Annotated in this window: 23 protein-coding genes; 10 read left to right on the forward strand and 13 right to left on the reverse strand. The window is 74.5% G+C overall.

Features of this window, described 5'->3' with window-relative positions:
• Positions 1-60: 60 nt before the first annotated feature.
• Entirely contained in the window at positions 61-1,005 is a 945-nt protein-coding gene (locus CO540_RS18115; protein WP_099162969.1) for a threonine/serine dehydratase, read from the reverse strand.
• 32 nt (positions 1,006-1,037) lie between these two features.
• On the opposite strand from CO540_RS18115, the gene CO540_RS30400 reads away from it, so the two are divergent.
• A complete protein-coding gene (locus tag CO540_RS30400; protein ID WP_172967869.1) occupies positions 1,038-1,184 on the forward strand; it encodes a hypothetical protein in 147 nt (48 codons plus the stop codon).
• A gap of 6 nt (positions 1,185-1,190) precedes the next feature.
• Here CO540_RS30400 and CO540_RS18120 read toward each other — a convergent pair whose 3' ends face one another.
• Genes CO540_RS18120 through CO540_RS18135 form a run of 4 tightly spaced genes read right to left on the reverse strand, consistent with a single transcriptional unit; the run spans position 1,191 to position 4,537 of the window.
• Entirely contained in the window at positions 1,191-2,702 is a 1,512-nt protein-coding gene (locus CO540_RS18120) for an FtsX-like permease family protein (RefSeq protein ID WP_099162970.1), read from the reverse strand.
• The gene (locus tag CO540_RS18125) at positions 2,699-3,400 is read right to left on the reverse strand and encodes an ABC transporter ATP-binding protein (protein WP_099162971.1); all 702 of its coding nucleotides are present in this window, start codon (positions 3,398-3,400) and stop codon (positions 2,699-2,701) included. The genes CO540_RS18120 and CO540_RS18125 overlap by 4 nt, the downstream gene beginning before the upstream one ends.
• The gene (locus CO540_RS18130; protein ID WP_099162972.1) at positions 3,397-3,933 is read right to left on the reverse strand and encodes a PadR family transcriptional regulator; all 537 of its coding nucleotides are present in this window, start codon (positions 3,931-3,933) and stop codon (positions 3,397-3,399) included. Before CO540_RS18130 ends, CO540_RS18125 begins: the two co-directional genes overlap by 4 nt.
• A 31-nt stretch (positions 3,934-3,964) precedes the next feature.
• Complete coding sequence (locus tag CO540_RS18135) at positions 3,965-4,537, reverse strand: TIGR03086 family metal-binding protein (protein ID WP_099162973.1); 573 nt, start codon at positions 4,535-4,537, stop codon at positions 3,965-3,967.
• 31 nt (positions 4,538-4,568) lie between these two features.
• Here CO540_RS18135 and CO540_RS18140 point away from each other — a divergent pair, with 31 nt between their 5' ends.
• Complete coding sequence (locus CO540_RS18140) at positions 4,569-5,378, forward strand: AraC family transcriptional regulator (protein WP_099162974.1); 810 nt, start codon at positions 4,569-4,571, stop codon at positions 5,376-5,378.
• 19 nt (positions 5,379-5,397) lie between these two features.
• Here the strand turns inward: CO540_RS18140 and CO540_RS18145 are convergent, their stop codons facing one another.
• The 6 genes from CO540_RS18145 to CO540_RS18170 are packed head-to-tail and all read right to left on the reverse strand — an operon-like array spanning position 5,398 to position 11,008.
• Positions 5,398-6,936, reverse strand: coding sequence for a SpoIIE family protein phosphatase (locus CO540_RS18145; RefSeq protein WP_099164823.1), 1,539 nt, complete (start codon positions 6,934-6,936; stop codon positions 5,398-5,400).
• 2 nt (positions 6,937-6,938) lie between these two features.
• Positions 6,939-8,315 carry a sensor histidine kinase gene (locus CO540_RS18150; RefSeq protein ID WP_099162975.1) on the reverse strand — a complete coding sequence of 459 codons (1,377 nt, stop codon included), beginning with the start codon at positions 8,313-8,315 and terminating at the stop codon, positions 6,939-6,941.
• Positions 8,312-9,325, reverse strand: coding sequence for a SpoIIE family protein phosphatase (locus tag CO540_RS18155; RefSeq protein ID WP_099164824.1), 1,014 nt, complete (start codon positions 9,323-9,325; stop codon positions 8,312-8,314). The genes CO540_RS18150 and CO540_RS18155 overlap by 4 nt, the downstream gene beginning before the upstream one ends.
• Positions 9,322-9,741, reverse strand: coding sequence for an ATP-binding protein (locus CO540_RS18160; protein WP_098744079.1), 420 nt, complete (start codon positions 9,739-9,741; stop codon positions 9,322-9,324). The genes CO540_RS18155 and CO540_RS18160 overlap by 4 nt, the downstream gene beginning before the upstream one ends.
• Positions 9,738-10,148, reverse strand: a complete 411-nt coding sequence (locus tag CO540_RS18165) for an STAS domain-containing protein (RefSeq protein WP_091565353.1) — start codon at positions 10,146-10,148, stop codon at positions 9,738-9,740. The genes CO540_RS18160 and CO540_RS18165 overlap by 4 nt, the downstream gene beginning before the upstream one ends.
• Positions 10,148-11,008: an STAS domain-containing protein gene (locus CO540_RS18170; RefSeq protein ID WP_099162976.1), complete on the reverse strand. Its 861-nt coding sequence runs from the start codon at positions 11,006-11,008 to the stop codon at positions 10,148-10,150. The genes CO540_RS18165 and CO540_RS18170 overlap by 1 nt, the downstream gene beginning before the upstream one ends.
• A gap of 159 nt (positions 11,009-11,167) precedes the next feature.
• Here CO540_RS18170 and CO540_RS18175 point away from each other — a divergent pair, with 159 nt between their 5' ends.
• The gene (locus CO540_RS18175; protein WP_088642031.1) at positions 11,168-11,524 is read left to right on the forward strand and encodes an STAS domain-containing protein; all 357 of its coding nucleotides are present in this window, start codon (positions 11,168-11,170) and stop codon (positions 11,522-11,524) included.
• Between the two features lie 10 nt (positions 11,525-11,534).
• On the opposite strand, the gene CO540_RS18180 is transcribed toward CO540_RS18175, so the two are convergent.
• On the reverse strand, positions 11,535-12,815 hold the full coding sequence (locus CO540_RS18180) for an MFS transporter (RefSeq protein WP_091565361.1): 1,281 nt from the start codon (positions 12,813-12,815) through the stop codon (positions 11,535-11,537).
• Positions 12,816-12,864: 49 nt separating this feature from the next.
• On the opposite strand from CO540_RS18180, the gene CO540_RS18185 reads away from it, so the two are divergent.
• From CO540_RS18185 to CO540_RS18200, 4 genes are all read left to right on the forward strand, one after another.
• Positions 12,865-13,548 (forward strand): FadR/GntR family transcriptional regulator, encoded by a 684-nt coding sequence (locus tag CO540_RS18185; protein WP_099162977.1) that lies wholly within the window; start codon positions 12,865-12,867, stop codon positions 13,546-13,548.
• Between the two features lie 39 nt (positions 13,549-13,587).
• Positions 13,588-14,058 carry a large conductance mechanosensitive channel protein MscL gene (gene mscL / locus CO540_RS18190; protein WP_099162978.1) on the forward strand — a complete coding sequence of 157 codons (471 nt, stop codon included), beginning with the start codon at positions 13,588-13,590 and terminating at the stop codon, positions 14,056-14,058.
• A gap of 76 nt (positions 14,059-14,134) precedes the next feature.
• A complete protein-coding gene (locus tag CO540_RS18195) occupies positions 14,135-14,383 on the forward strand; it encodes a hypothetical protein (protein WP_099162979.1) in 249 nt (82 codons plus the stop codon).
• A gap of 231 nt (positions 14,384-14,614) precedes the next feature.
• Positions 14,615-14,980: a hypothetical protein gene (locus CO540_RS18200; protein ID WP_099162980.1), complete on the forward strand. Its 366-nt coding sequence runs from the start codon at positions 14,615-14,617 to the stop codon at positions 14,978-14,980.
• A 10-nt stretch (positions 14,981-14,990) separates the two neighbouring features.
• Here the strand turns inward: CO540_RS18200 and CO540_RS18205 are convergent, their stop codons facing one another.
• Positions 14,991-16,208, reverse strand: a complete 1,218-nt coding sequence (locus CO540_RS18205; RefSeq protein WP_099162981.1) for a benzoate/H(+) symporter BenE family transporter — start codon at positions 16,206-16,208, stop codon at positions 14,991-14,993.
• A 56-nt stretch (positions 16,209-16,264) separates the two neighbouring features.
• On the opposite strand from CO540_RS18205, the gene CO540_RS18210 reads away from it, so the two are divergent.
• From CO540_RS18210 to eis, 3 genes are all read left to right on the forward strand, one after another.
• On the forward strand, positions 16,265-16,792 hold the full coding sequence (locus tag CO540_RS18210; RefSeq protein ID WP_099162982.1) for a helix-turn-helix domain-containing protein: 528 nt from the start codon (positions 16,265-16,267) through the stop codon (positions 16,790-16,792).
• Between the two features lie 92 nt (positions 16,793-16,884).
• Positions 16,885-17,604 carry a PP2C family serine/threonine-protein phosphatase gene (locus tag CO540_RS18215; RefSeq protein ID WP_099162983.1) on the forward strand — a complete coding sequence of 240 codons (720 nt, stop codon included), beginning with the start codon at positions 16,885-16,887 and terminating at the stop codon, positions 17,602-17,604.
• Positions 17,605-17,655: 51 nt separating this feature from the next.
• Positions 17,656-18,855, forward strand: a complete 1,200-nt coding sequence (gene eis / locus CO540_RS18220) for an enhanced intracellular survival protein Eis (RefSeq protein ID WP_099162984.1) — start codon at positions 17,656-17,658, stop codon at positions 18,853-18,855.
• Positions 18,856-18,877 lie beyond the last annotated feature (22 nt).

Genomic DNA, 18,877 nt, shown 5'->3' on the forward strand with positions numbered 1-18,877 from the left:
ACAGCTCGCTGTTAACAAGGGGCCCCTCCTCTACCGGAGACGTTAAGAAGGGGCCCTTCCTTACATCGCAAGCGCGGCGGCGAGCACTGCCGGGTCGGCGTTGCCGCCGGTGACCACCGCGACGGTACGCCCGCCCGGCAGCTCGTCGCGGTGGAACAGCCGGGCGGCCAGCGCGACCGCGCCGCTCGGCTCGGCCACCAGGCGCGCGTCCCGCAGCACCCGTCCGGTGGCCGCCATGATCTCGTCCTCGGTCACCGTGACGATGCCGTCGAGCCGCTCCCGCAGGTGGGCCAGCGTCCGCGCGGACAGGTTGGTCCGCAGCCCGTCGGCGCAGGTCCGGTAGGTGCGGTCGACATCCCAGACCACCACCTCGCCGGCGGCGAGCGACTCCACGGCGTCGGCGGCCAGCTCCGGTTCCACCCCGATGACGGCGGCCGACGGGCGCAGCGCCTTGACCGCGGTGGCGACGCCCGAGCCGAGACCGCCGCCGCCCACCGGCACCAGCACCACGTCGACGTCGGGCAGGTCGGCGACGATCTCCAGCCCGACGGTGCCCTGCCCGGCGATGACCGCCGGGTGGTCGAACGGGGGCACGAGCGCCGCCCCGGTCTCCGCCGCGATCCGCTCCGCCTCGGCGAGCCGGTGGGCCGGCGGCACCGTCCGCACGTCCGCGCCGAGCGCCCGCATCCGGGCCACCTTGACCTCGGGCGCGCCCGCTGGCACCACCACGACGCAGGGCACTCCGAACGCGCGGGCCGCGTACGCCAGCGCCTGCCCGTGGTTGCCGGAGGAGTGGGTGACCACGCCCCGGGACCGGACGTCGGGGGCGAGCCGGGCCACGGCGTGGGTGGCGCCGCGCAGCTTGAACGACCCCACCGGTTGCAGGTTCTCCGGCTTGAGCCACAGCTCCTCGTCCCAGGGCGCCGGCAGCAGCGGGCTGCGCACCACGGTGCCCGTCAGGTCGTCGGCGGCGGTCCGGACGTCAGCGATCGTGATCAGCTCCATCGCACCATCCTGCCCGCACCTAGACTGCCGGGATGACCGACGAGGAGCAGCCGGCGGCGCGGCGCGGGCCGACCTGGTTGATCCTCCTGGTGGTCGCCGCCGCGCTGGCGGTCTGCTGCTGTTCCACCGTGATCGGGCTGGCCGTGGCCGGGTCCGCGGGTCTGCTCGGCGGACGCTGACCGCCGTCAGGTGGTGCGCAGTTCCTCCACCGAGGTGCTGGCGCGCAGGACCAGCAGGCCGGCGGCGGCGGTGGCCAGCACCGCCGCCAGCCCACCCGCCGCGAGCCAGGCCAGCTGCTCCCACGGCACGTCCGGCCGGACGACCACCTCCGGCACCCATTCGGTACGGGCGTAGCGGGCGCTGGTGGCCGGATCGCCGCACAGGTCGGGACCGGCGTCGCAGACCGTGGTCCGGTAGCCGCCGCCGCTCGGGTCGGGGAGCAGTCCCCGGACCAGCAGGTATCCGACGGTCAGCGCGAGCCCGACCGCCGGCACGGCCGGGGCGAGCGACGCCCAGAGCAGCGACCGGCCGATGGTGGCGCGCGGCACGCCGGTGGCCACCTGGGCGGCGTACGCCCGGCGCCGGCTGGTGATGCCCTCGACCACGGCGACGAGCAGTCCACCGCCGGCGATCGCCATCGCCACCACGATCGCCAGGTCGACCAGGCCCATCGCGTTGAGGTAGAAGTCCGGGTCGGACAGCCCCGCGCCGGTGCGGCGGGTCAGCTCGGCCTGGGCCAGGAAGTCGGCGCGGATCCCGGCGGCGCCGGCGCCGACGATCAGTGCGGCGAGCAGGGCGGCGAACGTGCGGCTGCCGGCCCACGGATCGGCGGTGAGCCGGCGCGCCGCGAGCAGCGCGGCGGCGCCGCGGCCGTACCGGTGCAGCACCTGCCCGGTCTGGTACGAGATCCAGCCGGTGCCGGACACCACGCCGATCATCGCGGTCAGCCCGCCGGCCATCAGCATCAGCGGAGCCACCCAGTCGGGTTCGACGACGTCGCGCCGCTCATACCAGAGCAGGACCGGGCGGATCGCCGCGAAGATGGCCAGCGCGGCCAGGATGAGCACGCCGGGCCACGGCCAGGGGGCGCGGGTGCGGACCCGGCGCACGACGCCGAACGGGGTGGTGGTGACCCGCCGCAGCAGCAGCGCGCTCGCCAGCGCGGCGACCAGCGGCAGGCCGAGCACGACGGCGGTCGTGGCGGCCGGGGCCGGGAGCACGTCGGTGGGCAGGGGCAGCCGGCCGGTGGCGTCGGGCCGGTGCAGCAGCCGGCGCCCGACCAGGAAGACGGCGAGGCCGGTGACGGTGCCGAGCAGGCTCGCCACGCCGGTCTCGGCGACTGCGATCCGGGTGACCTGGCCGGGCGTGGCGCCGACCAGCCGGAGCGCGGCCAACCGCCGGTCCCGGCCCGGCGCGCCGAGGCGGGCGCACTGCCCGGCCAGCCCCAGCACCGGTATGCAGAGCAGCAGCAGGGCGAAGGCGACGCCGGGGCGCAGGCCCGGTTCCCGCAGCAGGGCGTTGGTGTACTGGTCCGAGTTCACCCAGGCGTGGCCGGGCGGCTTGGCCACGGCCAGCACGGTGAGCGCGGCCAGCCCGGCGAGCGTCGCCAGCGCGGCGCTCACCGCGGTCAACGCCACCCGCGCGCCATCGGTGCGGGTGCCGGCGAGCGCGAGTCGCAGCAGCGTCGCCGGCCTCACCGCGTGCCGCCCGGCACCGCCGGGTCGAGGCCCAGCCCGGTGTGGTCGACCATCCCGTCGCGCAGGCTCACCTCCCGGTCCGCGTACGCGGCGATCCGCGGCTCGTGGGTGACCAGCACGACCGTGGTGCGTTGGTCGCGGGCCAGCCGGACCAGTTGGGTGAGCACCTGCTCGCCGGCGAGCGTGTCGAGCGCGCCGGTGGGCTCGTCGGCGAAGAGCACCCGCGGCTCGGTGACCAGCGCCCGGGACAGCGCACAGCGCTGCTGCTGGCCGCCGGACATCTCGCCCGGTCGGGCGTCGGCGACCTCGGCCACGCCGAGCCGTTCCAGCCAGGTGAGCGCCGCCGTCCGTGCCGCTCGCCGCCCCGTGCCGGCGAGAAGCAACGGAAGGGCGACGTTCTCCGCCGCGGTCAGCTCGGCGACGAGCTGGCCGAACTGGAACAGCACCCCGAAGTCGGTGCGGCGCAGCCGGGACCGGGCCGCCTCCGACCACTGGTCGATCCGTTCGCCGCGCCAGGTGACCTGACCGGCGTCGGGGCGCAGGATGCCGGCGAGGCAGTGCAACAGTGTCGACTTGCCGCAGCCGCTCGGGCCGGTGACGGCCACGATCTCGCCCTCGGCCACGTCGAGCGTCACGCCGCGCAGTGCCGGTGTCGGGCCGTAAGCCCGGACCACGCCGCGCGCTTGCAGGAACGTCACGAGTGCACCTCCCGGTGCCAGTCGGCGACCCGGTCCAGGGTGGTGTGCAGCCACCGCAGATCGGCGTCGAGATGGGCGATGGCGAAGTCGGCGGCGACCACCTCGTCGAGGCGGGCACCGGGTGCGCTCTTCACCGCGGTCAGCTCGCGCAGCCGCTCGGTGTGGGCGCGGCGCTGGGCGACCAGCCAGGCGCGCGCCTGGTCGGCGTCGGCCACCAGGAGCGCGACCACCACCTTGGCGAAGAGCGTGCTGGCCACGTAGGGCATCGGCGGTTCGACGGTGGCCAGCCACTGGTCGAGGGCGTCCCGGCCCGCGCCGGTGAGCGCGTAGGCGGTGCGGTCCGGGCCGCCCTCGCGGGCCTGGCCGGCGGGGGCGACCAAGCCGTCGCGGTGCAGCCGGGCCAGCGTCGCGTAGACCTGCCCGAAGGCGAGCGGCCGGGCCCGGGGCAGCCGCTCGTCGTGGGCGCGTTTCAGCTCGTAGCCGTGGCGTGGGCCGGCGGCGAGCAGCCCGAGCAGGACGTGCTGGGTGGACACGCCCTTACTATTCACTCAGTGAATAGAACCGTCAAGCAGGAGGTGCCCAGGCCGGGTCGCGCCCGGTGCGGGCGAGCAGCGCCGCCAGCGTGGTCGGGGCCGCGTCGGTGGGCACCGGAGCGCCGAACGCGCCCATCCGCTGCCCCATGTCGCCCATCCGGTCCATGAAGTCGTGCCCCGCCGCCACCACGGACGGGTCCACCACCAGCTCCTGCCCGGTGGCCCGGGCCAGGTCCCAGCCGTGCACGGTGAGATCGATCAGGGCCATCAGCCCGACCGTCTCCTGCGGCAGGCCCATGCCGGGCGAGACACCCTCCAGGGCCGCCGGGTCCGACCACGCCTCGACCAGCCGCGCCGCCTCGGTGGCGAACCGGTCCCGCCAGCCCTCGGTCAGGTGGTCGGTCTTGCCCGACCAGTCGACCTCCTCCCGCCGGGCCATCGCCTGGAAGTTGACCACCACGTCGCTCACGTGGTTCAGCAGGTCGCGCACGGTGTAGTCGGGGCAGGGGGTGGGCAGGCCGAGCTGGTCGTCGGCGACGCCGCGCACCACCGCCGTCGTGCCCGGCGACGCGACGGACAGCAGCTCACTAGTCTTCGTGCTCATAGGGCCAGCGTATGAGGACGGTCTTGAAGAAATGCGACACGAACCGCGGCGGGACAGCCGGGGGATCCTCGATCCCGACCGGCTGCTGCGGCAGGTCCGGTTCCGGCGCCGGCTGCCCGCCCCGGCGCTGCGCCCGTGGGTGGAGCACTACTGGCTGATCGACTGGGACCTGGCCGAGCCGTTCGACCAACGGGTGGTGCCGCACCCGGCGGTCAACCTGGTGTTCCAGGCCCAGGAGGGCGGGGTCGAGCACGGCGTGGTGGCCGGTGTGGACACCGGCCTGTTCACCGTCACGCTGCACGGCGCCGGGCGGGTCACCGGCGTCCAGTTCCGTCCCGGCGGCTTCCGCCCGTTCTGGGGGCGCCCGGTGGCCGAGCTGACCGGCCACCGCGTCCCGCTCGCCGCGACGCACCTGCCCGGGCCGGACCGGCCGGTCTGCCCGGGCACCGACGACGAGCGGTGCCGCCGGCTGGACGACCTGCTGACCGCCGCGTCACCGGTTCCGGATCCGCTCACCGCCGAGGTCACCGCGCTGGTCGAGGAGATCCGCGCCGACCGGGGCGTGCTGCGGGTGGCCGACTTCGCGCGGCGGCACGCCGCCTCCACCCGCCGGCTCCAGCGGCTGTTCCTGGACCAGGTCGGCGTCGGTCCGAAGTGGGTGATCCGCCGCTACCGACTCCAGGAGGCGATCGAACAGGCCGCCGCCGGGCCCTTGGACTGGTCGCGGGTCGCCGCCGACCTGGGGTACGCCGACCAGGCCCACCTGGTCCGCGAGTTCACCGCCGTCGCCGGTGTCTCCCCCGCGGCGTACGCCCGCTCGCTGGCCACCGCCCGGCGGTGACGCCCGGCGGGTGACCGCCTCAGCGGCGGCGGACCGCGACGACCGCGACGTCGTCGTGGATCTCCGGCGGGGCCAGCTCGACCAGCAGCCGCTGGCAGAAGTCGTCGAGGTTGTCGTCGACCCGGGTGGCCACCACGCCGAGCGCCGCCATGCCGTCGTCGATGGTCGCGTCCCGCCGCTCGATCAGGCCGTCCGTGTAGAGCACCAGCGTGGCCCCGGGAGGCAGCACGAACTCCAGGTCGGGCGGGCGGGGCGCGCGGACGCCGAGCAGCGGCGCGGACTGGGTCACGAACTCCACCCGCCCGTCCCGACTCAGCAACGCCGGCAGGTGACCGGCGCTGGCCAGCCGGATCAGCCCGGTGGGCGGGTGGAGCAGCAGCACGCAGATCGTCGCCAGCTCGGTCGGCAGCAGGGTGCGCATCAGCTCGTTGACCCGGTCCAGGATCACGCCGGGCTGGTGCCCCTCCACCGCGTACGCGCGCACCGCGTGCCGCAACTCGGCCATCACGGTGGCGGCGTGCAACGAGTGACCGGCCACGTCGCCGATCGCCACCAGCAGGTGCCCGTCGAGCATCACCAGCTCGTAGAAGTCGCCGCCCACCTCGGTCTGCGCGCTCGCCGGCTCGTAGCGGACGGCCAGGTCCAGGCCGGCGACCTCGGGCAGCCGCCGGGGCAACAGGCTGCGTTGGAGCGTCACCGCGATCCGGTGCTCCTCGTCGAAGGAGCGCTGCGCCTCCACCGCCGAGGCGACCGCCTGGGCGAGCTGCACCAGCACCGGCGTACGGACGGTCTGGGTGGCGGTCGGCACCACCACGTAGAGGGGGGCCCGGTCCTCGCGCAGCCGGGAGGCGGCCACGGTCACCGTGTCGCCGTCCGGCCAGTCGGCGAGCCCCCAGGCGCCCGGCTCGTCGACCCGCACGCGGGTGCCGATCGGCACGCCGGTGTCGTCCACCACCCACGGCACGATCCGGGCCGGCGTGTGCGGGTCGGCGGCCACGCCCGCCAGGCAGTCCCCGTCGAACGTCTCGGCGACCACCGCCGCCGGCGCCCGGAAGATCCGGGCGGCGCCACTGGCGGCGGCCTCCAGCAGCCGGACGAAGTTCGGCGCGGCGTGCATCTCCACGGTGGCGTCGGCCAGCGCGGCGAGCCGCTCGGCGAGCTGCTCGGCCCGCCGCCGGGCCTGGTAGTAGCGCAGCACCGCGTGCGCGGTGGCGACCAGTTCCTCCGGCTCGATCGGCTCGGCCAGGTAGGCGTCCGCGCCCCGGGTCAGCCCCTGCGCCCGGTCGACCACGTCCACCGCGTGCGCCGAGACGTGGATGACCGGGGTGGAGGGGTGCGCCTCCTTGATCCGCTCGCACACCTCGAAACCGCTCATGTCCGGCAGCCGGACGTCGAGCACCACCAGGTCGACCGACTTCCGGGCCACCAGGTCCAGCGCCGAGGTGCCGTTCTCGGCCTCGACGGTGACGAAACCGGCCCGGTTCAGCCAGTTCACCAGCAGGTACCGCTTGGGGCCGCTGTCGTCGACCACCAGCACCGTCGCCGGCCCGCCGTCCACCGTCACGCTCCGCCCACGGGCAGGACGACGGTGAACGTGCTGCCCCGGCCCGATTCGCTGGTCAGCTCCAGCGTCCCGCCGAGCAGGGCGACCAACCGCCGGGCGTACGGCAGGCCGAGGCCGGTGCCGCCGACCCGCGTCGTGCCGGGGACCTGGTAGAACTCCTCGAAGATCCGTTCGTGCAGCTCCGCCGGGATGCCCACGCCGGTGTCGGTGACCGACAGCGTCCACATGCCGTCGCGGCGCTCGGCGCGCAGTCGCACCTCGCCGCGCTCGGTGAACTTCAGGCCGTTGTGCAGCAGGTTGCGCAGCACCTGGGCGAGGAGCACCTCGTCCGAGCGGACCGTCGCCGGCGCCGGCGGCTCCTCGACCACCAGCTCCACCTCCGGCCGGGTGGCCAGCGCCCGCAACGTGCCGCGCAACTGCCCGAACACCGCGCGCAGGTCGACGTCGGACCAGTCCGGCTCGATCCGGCCCGACTCGGCCTTGGCCAGGTCGAGCAGCTCGTTCACCAGGGCCAGCAGGTCGCCCGCGGAGGACCGGATGAGGCCCACCTGGCGGGCCTGCTCACCGGTGAGCGGATCGGAGGCGGAGTCGGCCAGCAGCCGTCCCAGGCCGATGATCGCGGTGACCGGGGCGCGCAGCTCATGACTGACGTTGGCCAGGAACCGGCTCTTCGACTCGCTGGCGGCCCGCAGCTGGGCGGACTTCTCGTCCAGCTCGGCGTAGAGCGCCACCACGCCGCGGTTGGTCTCCTCCAGCTCCTCGGTGAGCTGGTTGTAGAGCGCCATCACGCCCTGGTTGGTCTCCTGGAGCTCGGAGTTGAGCACCGCCAGCTCGTCCCGCTGGCTGCGCACCTCGTCCAGCGCGGCGATGAGCTGGGCGTTCTGCGCGGCCAACTCGTCCAACGCGGAGCCCGGAGCGCGCTCGGCCAGCTCGGCGCGGAGCTGGGCGACGCGGTCCGGCGTCAGCTCCTCGGCGTGGTCCGGTACTCGTCTGGACATCCTCACGACGGTATCGCTCTCGACGGTCACCACCTGCAACGTGTCCACCAGACGCGCCACCGCGCCGGACTGCGGCTCGTACCGGCCGTCGGGGAGCGGGCGTACCGGGGCCAGGTCCACCCGGAGCACCCGCCGACCGGTGGCGACGTCCCGGTCGACCGCGAACGTGACGTCCGCGCCGTCGACCCCGCGCAGCAGCTCCCGGGCCACCTCGCTGAGCGCGGTGGCGAGGCGTACCTGGTCCTGGTGTTCCAGGCCGACGGCCGCGGCGACCTCCCGGCCGCGCTGGCGGATCAGGAAGATGTCCTGCTCGACCCGGAGCGCCAGGTGCAGAAGAGGTTCACGGCCCTCGCTGCGCTCGGTGCGTTCGCTCATGCCGTGCCCCGGGCGACCAGGACGCACGCGTCGTCACGGCGGACCCCGGCGTCCCGGAGCAGGGTGGCGGCGACCAGCAGCGGCGCCCGCCCGGCCAACCCGGGGTAGTCGTCCAGGTCCCAGCGGTCCACCACGCCGTCACTGTGCATGACCAGGGTCGACCCGGGCGCGAACGGGTACTCGTACCCGCGTACCGCCGGACGCTGGTGGCCGGCGATGCCCGGCAGCGAGACCAGGCCCCGCCGCCGCTCGCCCGACGCGACGATCATGGCGGCGATGTTGCCCAGGCCGGCGTAGCGCAGCAGCCCGGTCGCCGGGTCCGGTTCGGCCACCGCGAGCGCCGCGCCCCGGGTGTGCGAGATGCTCGCGTGCAGGTGCCGCACCACGACGTCCGGTGGTCCGACCGGCGCCGAGCGGAACGCGGCGACCGCGGCTCCGGTGGCGGCGGCGGCCAGCGGCCCGTGCCCCAGTCCGTCGCAGACCAGCACCTGCCGGCGGCCGTCGACCTCGCGCACCGCGTACCCGTCGCCGCTGTCCTGCTCGCCGGTGATCGGCCGGGCCAACCCGGCGGCCCAGTCCGGCTCCGGCGGCGGCCCGTCCCACACCTGAACGGTCAGGACGGTGCCCCGGCCGCTGAGCGAATAGCCGTCGAACCGGCTCGCCTGCCGGACGATGGCGCCGAGGCCGATGCCGAGCGTGCCGACCGTCGAGTGACCGTCGGTCGAGGAGAGCGTGAGGTCGGCCATGCCGGGGCCGGCGTCGATGGCCACCAGCTCCACCCCGGCCCGCCCGTTGCGGCGCGCCGGGCGCAGCAGCAGCGTGCCCTCGCGGGCGTGCTTGACCAGGTTGCTGGTGATCTCGGCGGTGATGATGGCCAGGTCCGCGACGCGGTCCGCGCTCAGTTCGAGCTGGCGACCGAGGCGCTCGGCCGCCCGGCGTACGCCACCGGCGGTCGCGCCGTTGTCGACCCGGAACCAGACGCCGTGGTCGGGGACCACGTCGGCGGTCATCGCGACCACTTGGTGACGGTGATCGTCGTGCCCTCGCCGACGGCGGTCCGGATGTCGAAGTCGTCGACGAGCCGGCGGGCGCCGCTGAGGCCGAGTCCCAGGCCGCCGCCGGTGGTGTAGCCGTCGGTGAGCGCCAGGTCGAGGTCGGGGATGCCCGGACCCTGGTCGGCGAAGACGATGCGGACCCCGCGCCGGCGGCCGTCGGAGACGGTGCTCACCTCGGCGCTGCCCCCGCCGCCGTAGATCAGCGTGTTGCGGGCCAGTTCGCTGGCGGCGGTGACCAGCTTGGTCTGGTCGACCAGGGAGAGCCGGACCGCGACGGCGGTGGTACGCACCAACTGCCGTACCCGCACCACGTCCTCGTCGCTACGGATCGCCTGCGTCGCCGGCACCCCCAGGTCGACGCCCGTGGTCATGGCGTCGCCGTCGTCTCGGCGTCCTCGTCGCCGGGCGCCTCGTCCCAGTCGTCGGCGCGGCTGGCCGCGATCAGCTCCATGCCCCGCTCGACGTTCAGCGCGGTACGGATGCCGTTGAGCGACAACCCCAACTCGACCAGGGTGATGGCGACGGCGGGACGCATGCCGACGACCACCGTCTCGGCGTCCAGCACCTTGGAGATGGACGCGATGGTGGAGAGCATCCGGCCGACGAACGAGTCGACGATGTCCAGCGCCGTGATGTCGATGATCACGCCGTGGCAGCCGGTGGCGACGATCCGCTCGGCCAGGTCCTCCTGGAGCTGGACCGCCGTCTGGTCGGACATGTCGACCTGGATCGAGACCAGCAGGATGTCGCCGATCTTGAGGATCGGCACCCGCTCCATCACGCCTCCCGGCGTGCGCGGCGGGCGGTGGTCTCGACCCCGGTCAGACGCAGCACGTGCCGCAGCGCGTCGGCCAGGCTCGCCTTGGTGGCGATGTCACCGAACTCGATGCCGAGGGCGACGATCGTCTGGGCGATCTGCGGCCGGATGCCGGAGATGATGCAGTCGGCGCCCATCAGTCGGGCGGCCACCACGGTCTTGAGGATGTGCTGCGCGACCTGGGTGTCCACCGCCGGGACGCCGGTGATGTCGATGATCGCGTACGGCGAGCCGGTGTCGACGAGCGTCTGCAGCAGTCGCTCCATCACCACCTGGGCGCGGGCCGAGTCGAGCGTGCCGACCAGCGGGACGGCGACCACGCCCTCCCAGAGCTTGACCACCGGCGTGGAGAGCTCCAGCAACTGCTCCGCCTGGTCGGCGATGAGGCTCTCCCGGGCGCGGACGAACGTCTCGAAGGTGAACAGCCCCATCTGGTCGATCAGCGCGGAGAAGGCGACGAAGTCGCGCAGGGTGTTGTCGTCCCGCCCCTCCTCCATCAGCTCCAGCAGGACGTCCTTGAGCGCGAACACGCTGATCGCGGTCTCGGTGGCGCTGAATCCCTGCCGGGCCCGGTTGGTGGACAGCTCGGACAGCACGGCCCGCAGCTCACCGCCGTGCTCGCCGGCGAGGTCGGTCACGCCGTGCTGGCCGGCGTCGACCAGCGCGCGGTGGAGTTCCTGCACCTGGCGGTTCAGCTCGGCCCGGCTCAGCCGGCCGCGCAGCGAGCTGGCGACGATCTCCGTCCAGCGCTCGGCCAGCCGGTCGGCGTGCTGGCTCAGCAGGTGGGCGAGCCGACCACCCTGTTCGGCGCTCAACGCCATGGTGACCTCCCTGATCTGGACGGGCGGACTCTATCACCGGGGGTCACCGCACTAGTTGTCGCGGAGCAAAGAGATGATCGACGGCACCTGTGCCGGCTCCCGTTCTGCGCGAGACGCCCGTCGTGGGATACCGTTCCTCCGAACACAGGAGGTCGACGAATGTCCCTGACGGTGCACACGGAACAGCGCGGCGATGTGGTCGTCGTGTCGGTCGCGGGCGAGCTGGACATGGCCACGGCACCGCAGCTCCAGGATCAGATCACGGATCTGCTGGACAAGGGGCGCAGCCGGCTCGTGTTCGACCTGGCCGAGGTGTCGTTCTGCGACTCGACCGGGCTGTCGGTGTTCGTCCGCGCCAAGAACAGCTGCGACGAGGCCGGCGGCGTGGTCCGGCTGGCCGCCCCGCAGCGCGGCGTGCTGCGCATCCTCGAGGTCAGCGGCCTGGTCGAGGTGCTGCACACCTACCCGACGGTGGAGCAGGCCGTCGCCGGCGACCCCACCCCGGCCTCCTCCTGACTGAAACTTTTCAGCGCTCGTCCTCGATGTAGCGGGGACGGGCGATGACCATGCCCGCGGTCGTCTGCACGGCGAGCGCCACCAGCAGGAAACCGATCGGGGCGGTCCAGCCGCCGGTCGCCTCGTAGAGGATGCCGACCAGCAGCGGGCCGAGCGCGGCGATCACGTATCCGGTGCTCTGCGCGAAGGCGGACAGCGCGACGGTGCCCTCGGCGGTCCGGGCGCGCAGCCCGATCGTGGTCAGGATCAGCGGGAACGCGCCCTGGCCGAGCGCGAGCAGCAGCACCCACAGCGGCGCCAGGCCGCGCGGCGCGAGCGCCAACCCGAGGTACGCGGCGGTGGAGAACACGGTCAGCGACAGCACCAGCGGCCGCAGCGTGGCCAACCGGCCGGCGAGCGCCGGCATCATCAGCGCCACCGGCACACCGAGCGCGGTGACGCCGGCGAGCAGCAGTCCGGCGGCCTCCGGCCGGTACCCGGCGTCCCGGAACAACTGGGCCAGCCAGCCCATGATCGCGTACCCGCTGAGCGACTGCGCCCCGAAGTAGACCGCCATGGCCCAGCCGAGCCGGGTCCGCCCGGGCCGTACCCGGGTCGGGGTGGCGACCGCCGCCGCCGGGGGCGCGGCCCGTCGCGCCGCGCGGGCCCGCAGCGCCAGCGGCACCCACGGGATCACGGCCAGCGCGGCGAGCCCGGCCCAGACGCCCAGCCCGGCCCGCCAGGAGCCGAAGGCGTGGGCGACCGGCACGGCGGACGCGGCGGCCACCGTCGTGCCCACCGTCAGGGCCATCGTGTACGCCCCGGTGACCAGTCCGGTGCGGTGCGGGAAGTGCTGCTTGACCAGCATCGGCAGCAGGATGTTCGCCACCGCGATGCCGGCCAGCGCGAGCGCGCTGGTGAGCACGAAGACCGCCGCCGACCCGGTGACCGCCCGCAGCACCTGCCCGACGGTGAGCGCGATCATGGCCAGGACGAGCACCCGGGGTGCCGCCCAGCGGCGGACCAGCCACGGGGTGAGCGCACCCAGCCCGGCGAACGCGACGGTGGGCAGTGTGGTGACCACGCCGGCCATGGCGCCGGAGAGGCCGAGCCCGACGCGGATCTCGTCGAGCAGGGCGCCCAGGCTGGTCACCGCGGCCCGCAGGTTCAGCGCGACGAGCAGCATCCCGGCCAGCACGAGCAGCCCACCCCGCGCCGGACCCACGCCGGGGGCCGGGGCGGCGGCCGGGGCCGGACCGGGCGTGACGTCGGTGGTGGGCGCGGTCGCGGTGGGCACGGGTGGCGGGGTCATGACCTCGAACCTACAATCATGGGATGAATTTCGGCAGGAGGTGTAACCGGTGACACCCGCCGTGGATTCCGTCGCCGTGCCACCGCGCGGTCACCGGGTCCGGCAGACCATCGAGCAGCTCCGGGAGCGGATCCTGGGTGGCGAGTGGCCGGTGGGTGGGCGCATCCCCACCGAGCCGCAACTGGTCGCCGCGCTCGGCGTCGGGCGCAACACGGTCCGCGAGGCGGTCCGCGCGCTGGTGCACGCCGGGGTGCTGGAGTGCCGGCAGGGCTCCGGCACCTACGTGGTGTCGACCGACGAGCTGGCCCCGGTGGTGGCCCGTCGCCTCACCGACGACCGGATGGCCGAGGTGATCGAGGTCCGGCGCGCGTTCGAGGTGGAGGCCGCCCGGCTCGCCGCGCTGCGGCGTACCCCGGCCGACCTGACGGCGCTCGACGGCGCGCTCGCCGACCGGGAGGCCGCGTGGCGCTCCGGCCGGGTGGACGAGTTCGTCGAGGCCGACGCCGCGCTGCACACCGTGGTGGTGGCCGCCGCGCACAACGCCATGCTCGCCGAGCTCTACGCCTCGGTCGGCGCCGCGCTGCGCAGCACCGTCGCCCAGGCCATGGGCACCGCGCTGACCCCCGAGCGGTACGTCGACCACGGTCGACTGGTGGAGGCGATCCGGGCCGGCGATCCGCAGCGGGCGGCGATCGAGGCCGGTGCTTTTCTCGAAGGACCCTCCCGGGCATAGGTTGTCCCCGACGGAGATTCGGACAGCACGGGAGAGCTGATGCTCAAGGGCTTCAAAGACTTCATCATGCGCGGCAACGTCGTCGACCTGGCGGTCGGCGTCGTCATCGGCGCCGCGTTCACCGGCGTGGTCACCCAGCTGACCAAGTCGTTCCTGGAACCGCTGGTACGGGTGTTCATCGCACTGATCACCGGCAGCAAGGACGGCCTCAGCGGCTCGACGCCCAAGTTCCGGGGCATCCCGTTCGACTGGGTGGCGTTCGTCAACGCGGCGATCACGTTCGTGCTCACCGCGGCGGCGCTCTACTTCCTGGTCGTCTACCCGATGAACCGGCTCGCCGAGCGGCGCAAGCGCGGCGAGGAGCCCCCGCCCTCCGCGCCCAGCGAAGAGGTGAAGCTGCTGACCGAGATCCGGGACGCGCTGCTCGCCGGCAGCCATGGCACGCCCGCGCAGCGCGGCGCGCTGGACGACGTGCTCGGCCGCCGGCAGGAGCCGCCGACCCCGCGCTGACGCATAGCCGATCGGCCCCCGTGGGAATCCCGCGGGGGCCGACGTGTGTCGAACACATGTTCGATAGAGTCCCGGCATGGAGCAGCGCAGGCACTGGTGGAACGGGAAGTGGGGACGGCTGGCCCGGCGGGACGTCTTCCTCCGGGTGGACGGCGACCGCTGGCACGTGGAGCAGCGCGCCGGCGGCGCCGAGGGGGTCTCCCGGTTCTACGAGCACGCCAGCGTGGAGGAGGCCGAGGAGACGGTCCGGGCGCTGCTGGAGGGGCCGGACACCTGGCGCGAGCTGTCCCCCCGCCCGCCGGGCGGCTGGGCCCCGCCCACCTAGGTCCGCTGCCGGTGACCGTGCGTGACCACGCCAGAGGAACGGTCACCCGAGGGCGATATACCTGAGGGTCATAATCATGACTCTCAGGTATATCGCTTCACCCGACCCTCTTCCATCAGCCCCGACACGCCCGGAACAGCCCCGATAGCGCCCCGCCCCGACCGCTACGGGACGGCGGCCGGCGCGCCCACGATCCGTTTAGCGCCCGCGCGCCCCGGGAACCGCTCCTGCATGAGCCAGCAGCAGGACACCGTCTCCCGGGTCACCACCGGCATGCGGGTGGTCGACGCCACCGGCGTCGAGGTGGGCACCGTGGATCTCGTCCAACGCGGTGACCCGGCGGCGGTGACCGTGCAGGCACCCACCCCGGTCGACCCGGGCGGCAGCCTCGACGAGCTGATCGAGTCGGCCGCCGTCGACGAGCCGGAGGTGCCGGCCGACCTGGCCGCCCGGCTGCTGCGCGAGGGCTACCTCAAGGTCTCCACCGAGCTGACCCCGACCGGCGCGGTCTACGTGCTGGCCGACCGGATCGCCGGGGTGAGCGACGGCGCGGTACGCCTCACCGTCCCGGCCGCGGAGCTACCCGCCGAGGAGTGACGGCCGCACGTCAGGCGGAGCGGACGGGGACGACCTCGCCGTCGGCCGCGTCAGCCGGCGTCCGGCCAGGTCGCGCCCCGGCCGGGCGGCGGCGGAAGAGCAGCAGCATCAGGCAGCCCGCGACCAGCCCCCAGAACGCGCCACCGACCCCGAGCAGGCTCACCCCGGAGGCGGTGACCACGAACGTCACCACTCCCGCCTCCCGCGCGTCCGGCTGGGCGACCGCCGCCGTGACGGCTCCGGCCAGCGCGCCGAGCAGCGCGAGCCCGGCGACCGCCTCGACCAGCACCGGCGGGGAGAGCAGCACCAGCGCGGTCGCCGCGCCGGCGCCCAGGCCGAGCAGCGCCAGGCCGATCCCGGCGGTGACCGAGGCGATCCAACGCCGGTCCGGGTCGGGGTGGGCGTCCGGGCCGGCGGCGAGCGCGGCGGTGATCGCGGCCAGGTTCACCGCGTGGCCGCCGGCGGGTGCGCCGAGTGCGGTGGCGAGTCCGGTCACCCGCAGCGCGGAGCCCAGCGGGGCCCGGTAGCCGTAGCCGGCGAGCACGGCGACGCCGGGTACGTTCTGCGCGGCCATGGTGACCAGGAACAGCGGGAGCGCGAGGCCGACGACCGCGGGCAGCGTCCAGGCCGGCGCGGTCAGCGCGACCACCGGGGCCGCGTCCAGCCGGGCCGGCCCGGAGGTGGTCAGCGCGATCGCCACCACGGCCACGGCGAGCGCGCCGGGGACCGCCCAGCGACGGGCGAACCGGTGCAGCAGCAGCCAGACGAGCACCACCGGCCCGGCCAGGCGGGGCACCTCCACCAGCGCGCGTACCGGCGCGGTGCAGAGCGGCAGCAGCACCCCGGCGAGCATGGCGGAGGCGATGGGCCCGGGGATGGCGGCGACCGCGCGGCCGAGCGCGGGGATCAGCCCGGCCGCGACGATCAGCAGGCCGGCGAGGAGGAAGGCGCCGACCGCGGCGGGCCAGCCACCGGGGACCTGCCCGGTGGCCACCAGCAGCGCCGCGCCCGGCGTGGACCAGGCGATGGCGAGCGGCAGCCGGTGGCGCAGGCCGAGCCAGACCGCGCAGGCGCCGCTGGCCACGCAGAGCGCGAGCAGGCCGGAGGCGGCCTGGCGCGGGTCGGCGCCGACCGCGCGCAGCCCGGCCAGGACGACGGTGAACGAGCTGGCGAAGCCGACCAGGGCGGTCACCACGCCGGCCAGGACGGGTTGGAGTCGACCGGCCATGCATCCCCCTCCGGGTGTTCCGTTTACGGAACGACGCGATGTAGCACGATAACCCGATGGACGTCGGCCGGCGCATCCGCGCCCTCCGGATGGAACGCGGGATCTCCCTCTCCGAGCTGGCCCGGCTGGCCGGCGTCGGCAAGGCCACGCTCTCCGGCCTGGAGAACGGCGTCCGCAACCCCACCCTGGAAACCCTGTACGCGATCACCGCGCAGCTCGGCGTGCCGCTGACCGCCGTGCTGTCCGCGCCCGAGCAGACGCCGACCGTACGCGGGGCCGCGGTCGGCGCCACGCTGCTGGAGGTCTTCCACGACCGCGACGCCACCTACGAGCTGTACCGGATGCGGGTCGGCCCTGGGCCGGCCCAGCTCTCCCCCGCGCACCAGGCCGGGGTCACCGAACACGTGACGGTCTTCTCCGGCGTGCTCCGCGCCGGGCCGGTGGACACCCCGTCCACCGCCGGGCCGGGCGAATACCTGCGCTGGACCTCCGACGTGCCGCACAGCTACGCGGCGGTGGGCGACGGCGAGGTCCGGGCGAGCCTCCTGCTCCGCTATCCGCGTCCGTCCACACCGGACAGTTGACGCATACCCAGGATGCAAGCGGATGACATTTCTTTCAGCCGACCAGCCAACGCGTGCAGACGCGGGGCCGGTCTTCTTGGCAAGCTTGACCCATGACGCTCATCCTCCGCTCGGCCATCCTCAACGACGTCGGCCTCGTCCGGACCAACAACGAGGACTCCGCCCTCGCCGGTGACCGCCTGGTGGCGGTGGCCGACGGCATGGGCGGTCTGCCCGCCGGCGAGGTGGCCAGCGAGATCGTCATCCGCATCCTGGACGAGCTGACCCCGCCCACCGGCGCCGACGAGGCAGCCGACGCGCTGCGCGCCGTGGTCAGCACCGCCAACCAGCGCATCCGCGCCGCCATCACGGTCGACCCGGCCCGCGACGGCATGGGCACGACGCTGACCGCCGCCCTGCTCGCCGGGGACACGCTGGTCCTCGCCCAGGTCGGCGACTCCCGGTGCTACCTGCTGCGCGACCACGAGCTGACCCAGCTCACCCGCGACGACACGTTCGTGCAGGCGCTGGTCGACCAGGGCGCGCTCTCCCGCGACCAGGCCCGGCACCACCCGCAGCGCTCGCTGGTCACCCGGGCCGTGCAGGGCTCGGACGCGCCACCGGCGGTCGGGGCGCTCACCGTGTTCGCCGGCGACCGGCTGCTGCTGTGCAGCGACGGCCTCTCCGACTACGTGGAGGACGCCGCCATCGCCGCGGCGCTCGCCACCTACGGTGACCGGCAGCAGTGCGGCGAACAGTTGGTGAAGCTGGCCCACCAGGCCGGCGCGCCGGACAACGTCACCGTGGTCATCTCCGACGTCACCGAGGCCTGATCCGCGCCGATTCGGGTTGCGACGCCCGCCGCCCCGGGTTGGGATGAACGGATGCGCATCCGCCGGTTGGCCGCCGAGGAACGACTGACCACCAGCTTCCCGCTCCAGGCGTACGCCTTCGAGGCGTCCCCCATGGCGGCGGCCCGGACCGACGAGTTCCGCGCCTACCTGCCCTACAACGCGGGGAACACCACGCTCGTGGTGGAGGAGGACGACGTCACCACGGCGGCGGTCTCGGCGATCCCGATGCGGCAGAACCTGCGCGGCGCGGTGCTGCCGATGGCCGGTGTCGCGGGCGTGGCCACCCACCCGCTGGCCCGCCGGCGCGGGCACGTCCGGACGCTGATGCACCAGCTCCTCGACGGCATGCGGGACGAGGGGCACCAGCTCACCGCGCTGCACCCGTTCCGCGCCTCGTTCTACGAGCGCTTCGGCTACGTCGGGCTGCCCCGGCGGCGTACCGCGGTGTTCGCCCCGGCGGACCTGGCGCCGCTGCTGCGGGCCGAGCTGCCCGACGAGCTGGTCTGGGAGCGGATCGGCGTGGGCTACCCGCGGTGGCGCGCCTACACCGACCGGTGCCTGCGGGAGCGGCACGGGTTCGCGGTGTTCCCGGACTTCCGCGCGGTCGGGCTGCGCGACCGCGACGACCGCTGGCTGGCCAGCGTGGTGCGCGACGGCGAGACGGTCGGCGCGGTCACCTACCGGATCGACGACCACGCCGGCACGCTGATCGCCGACGACCTGCTCTTCGACGACCCGTACGCCCGGGCGTCGCTGCTTCAGTTCTTCGCCCGGCACGTCGACCAGGTGGCCCGGGTCAGCGTCCAGCTGCCGCCCGACGAACTGCCCGAGCTGTGGCTCACCGACCTCGACGTGCACGTCGAGGCGCGGGTGTCGCGGCCCGACCCGACCGCGCCGATGGCCCGCCTGCTCAGCCTGGACGCGCTCGCCGACCAGCCGGTCGGCGCCGGCCGGGCGCTCGTCGAGCTGGTCGGTGACCGCTGGCTCGCCGGCCGGCACCTGCTCGACGGCGCCACCGGCAAGCTGGCGGTGCTGCCGGCGGAGACCGCCGCCGAGGGCAGCGTGCCGGCCGCCCGGCTGACCGCCGCCGGGCTGTCCGCCCTGGCGTACGGGGTGCTCGACCCGGCCGAGGTGGCCGTGCGCGGGCTGGGCGAGGTGCCGGTGGACGCCGCGGTCGAGCTGCGCCGGCTCTTCCCCCGTGAGCTGCCCTACCTGTTCGCCGACTTCTGACCCGGTTGGCGGCGCCCGGCCG

It is taken from the genome of Micromonospora sp. WMMA2032, from assembly GCF_002688545.1.
Classification (GTDB): domain Bacteria; phylum Actinomycetota; class Actinomycetes; order Mycobacteriales; family Micromonosporaceae; genus Micromonospora; species Micromonospora sediminicola.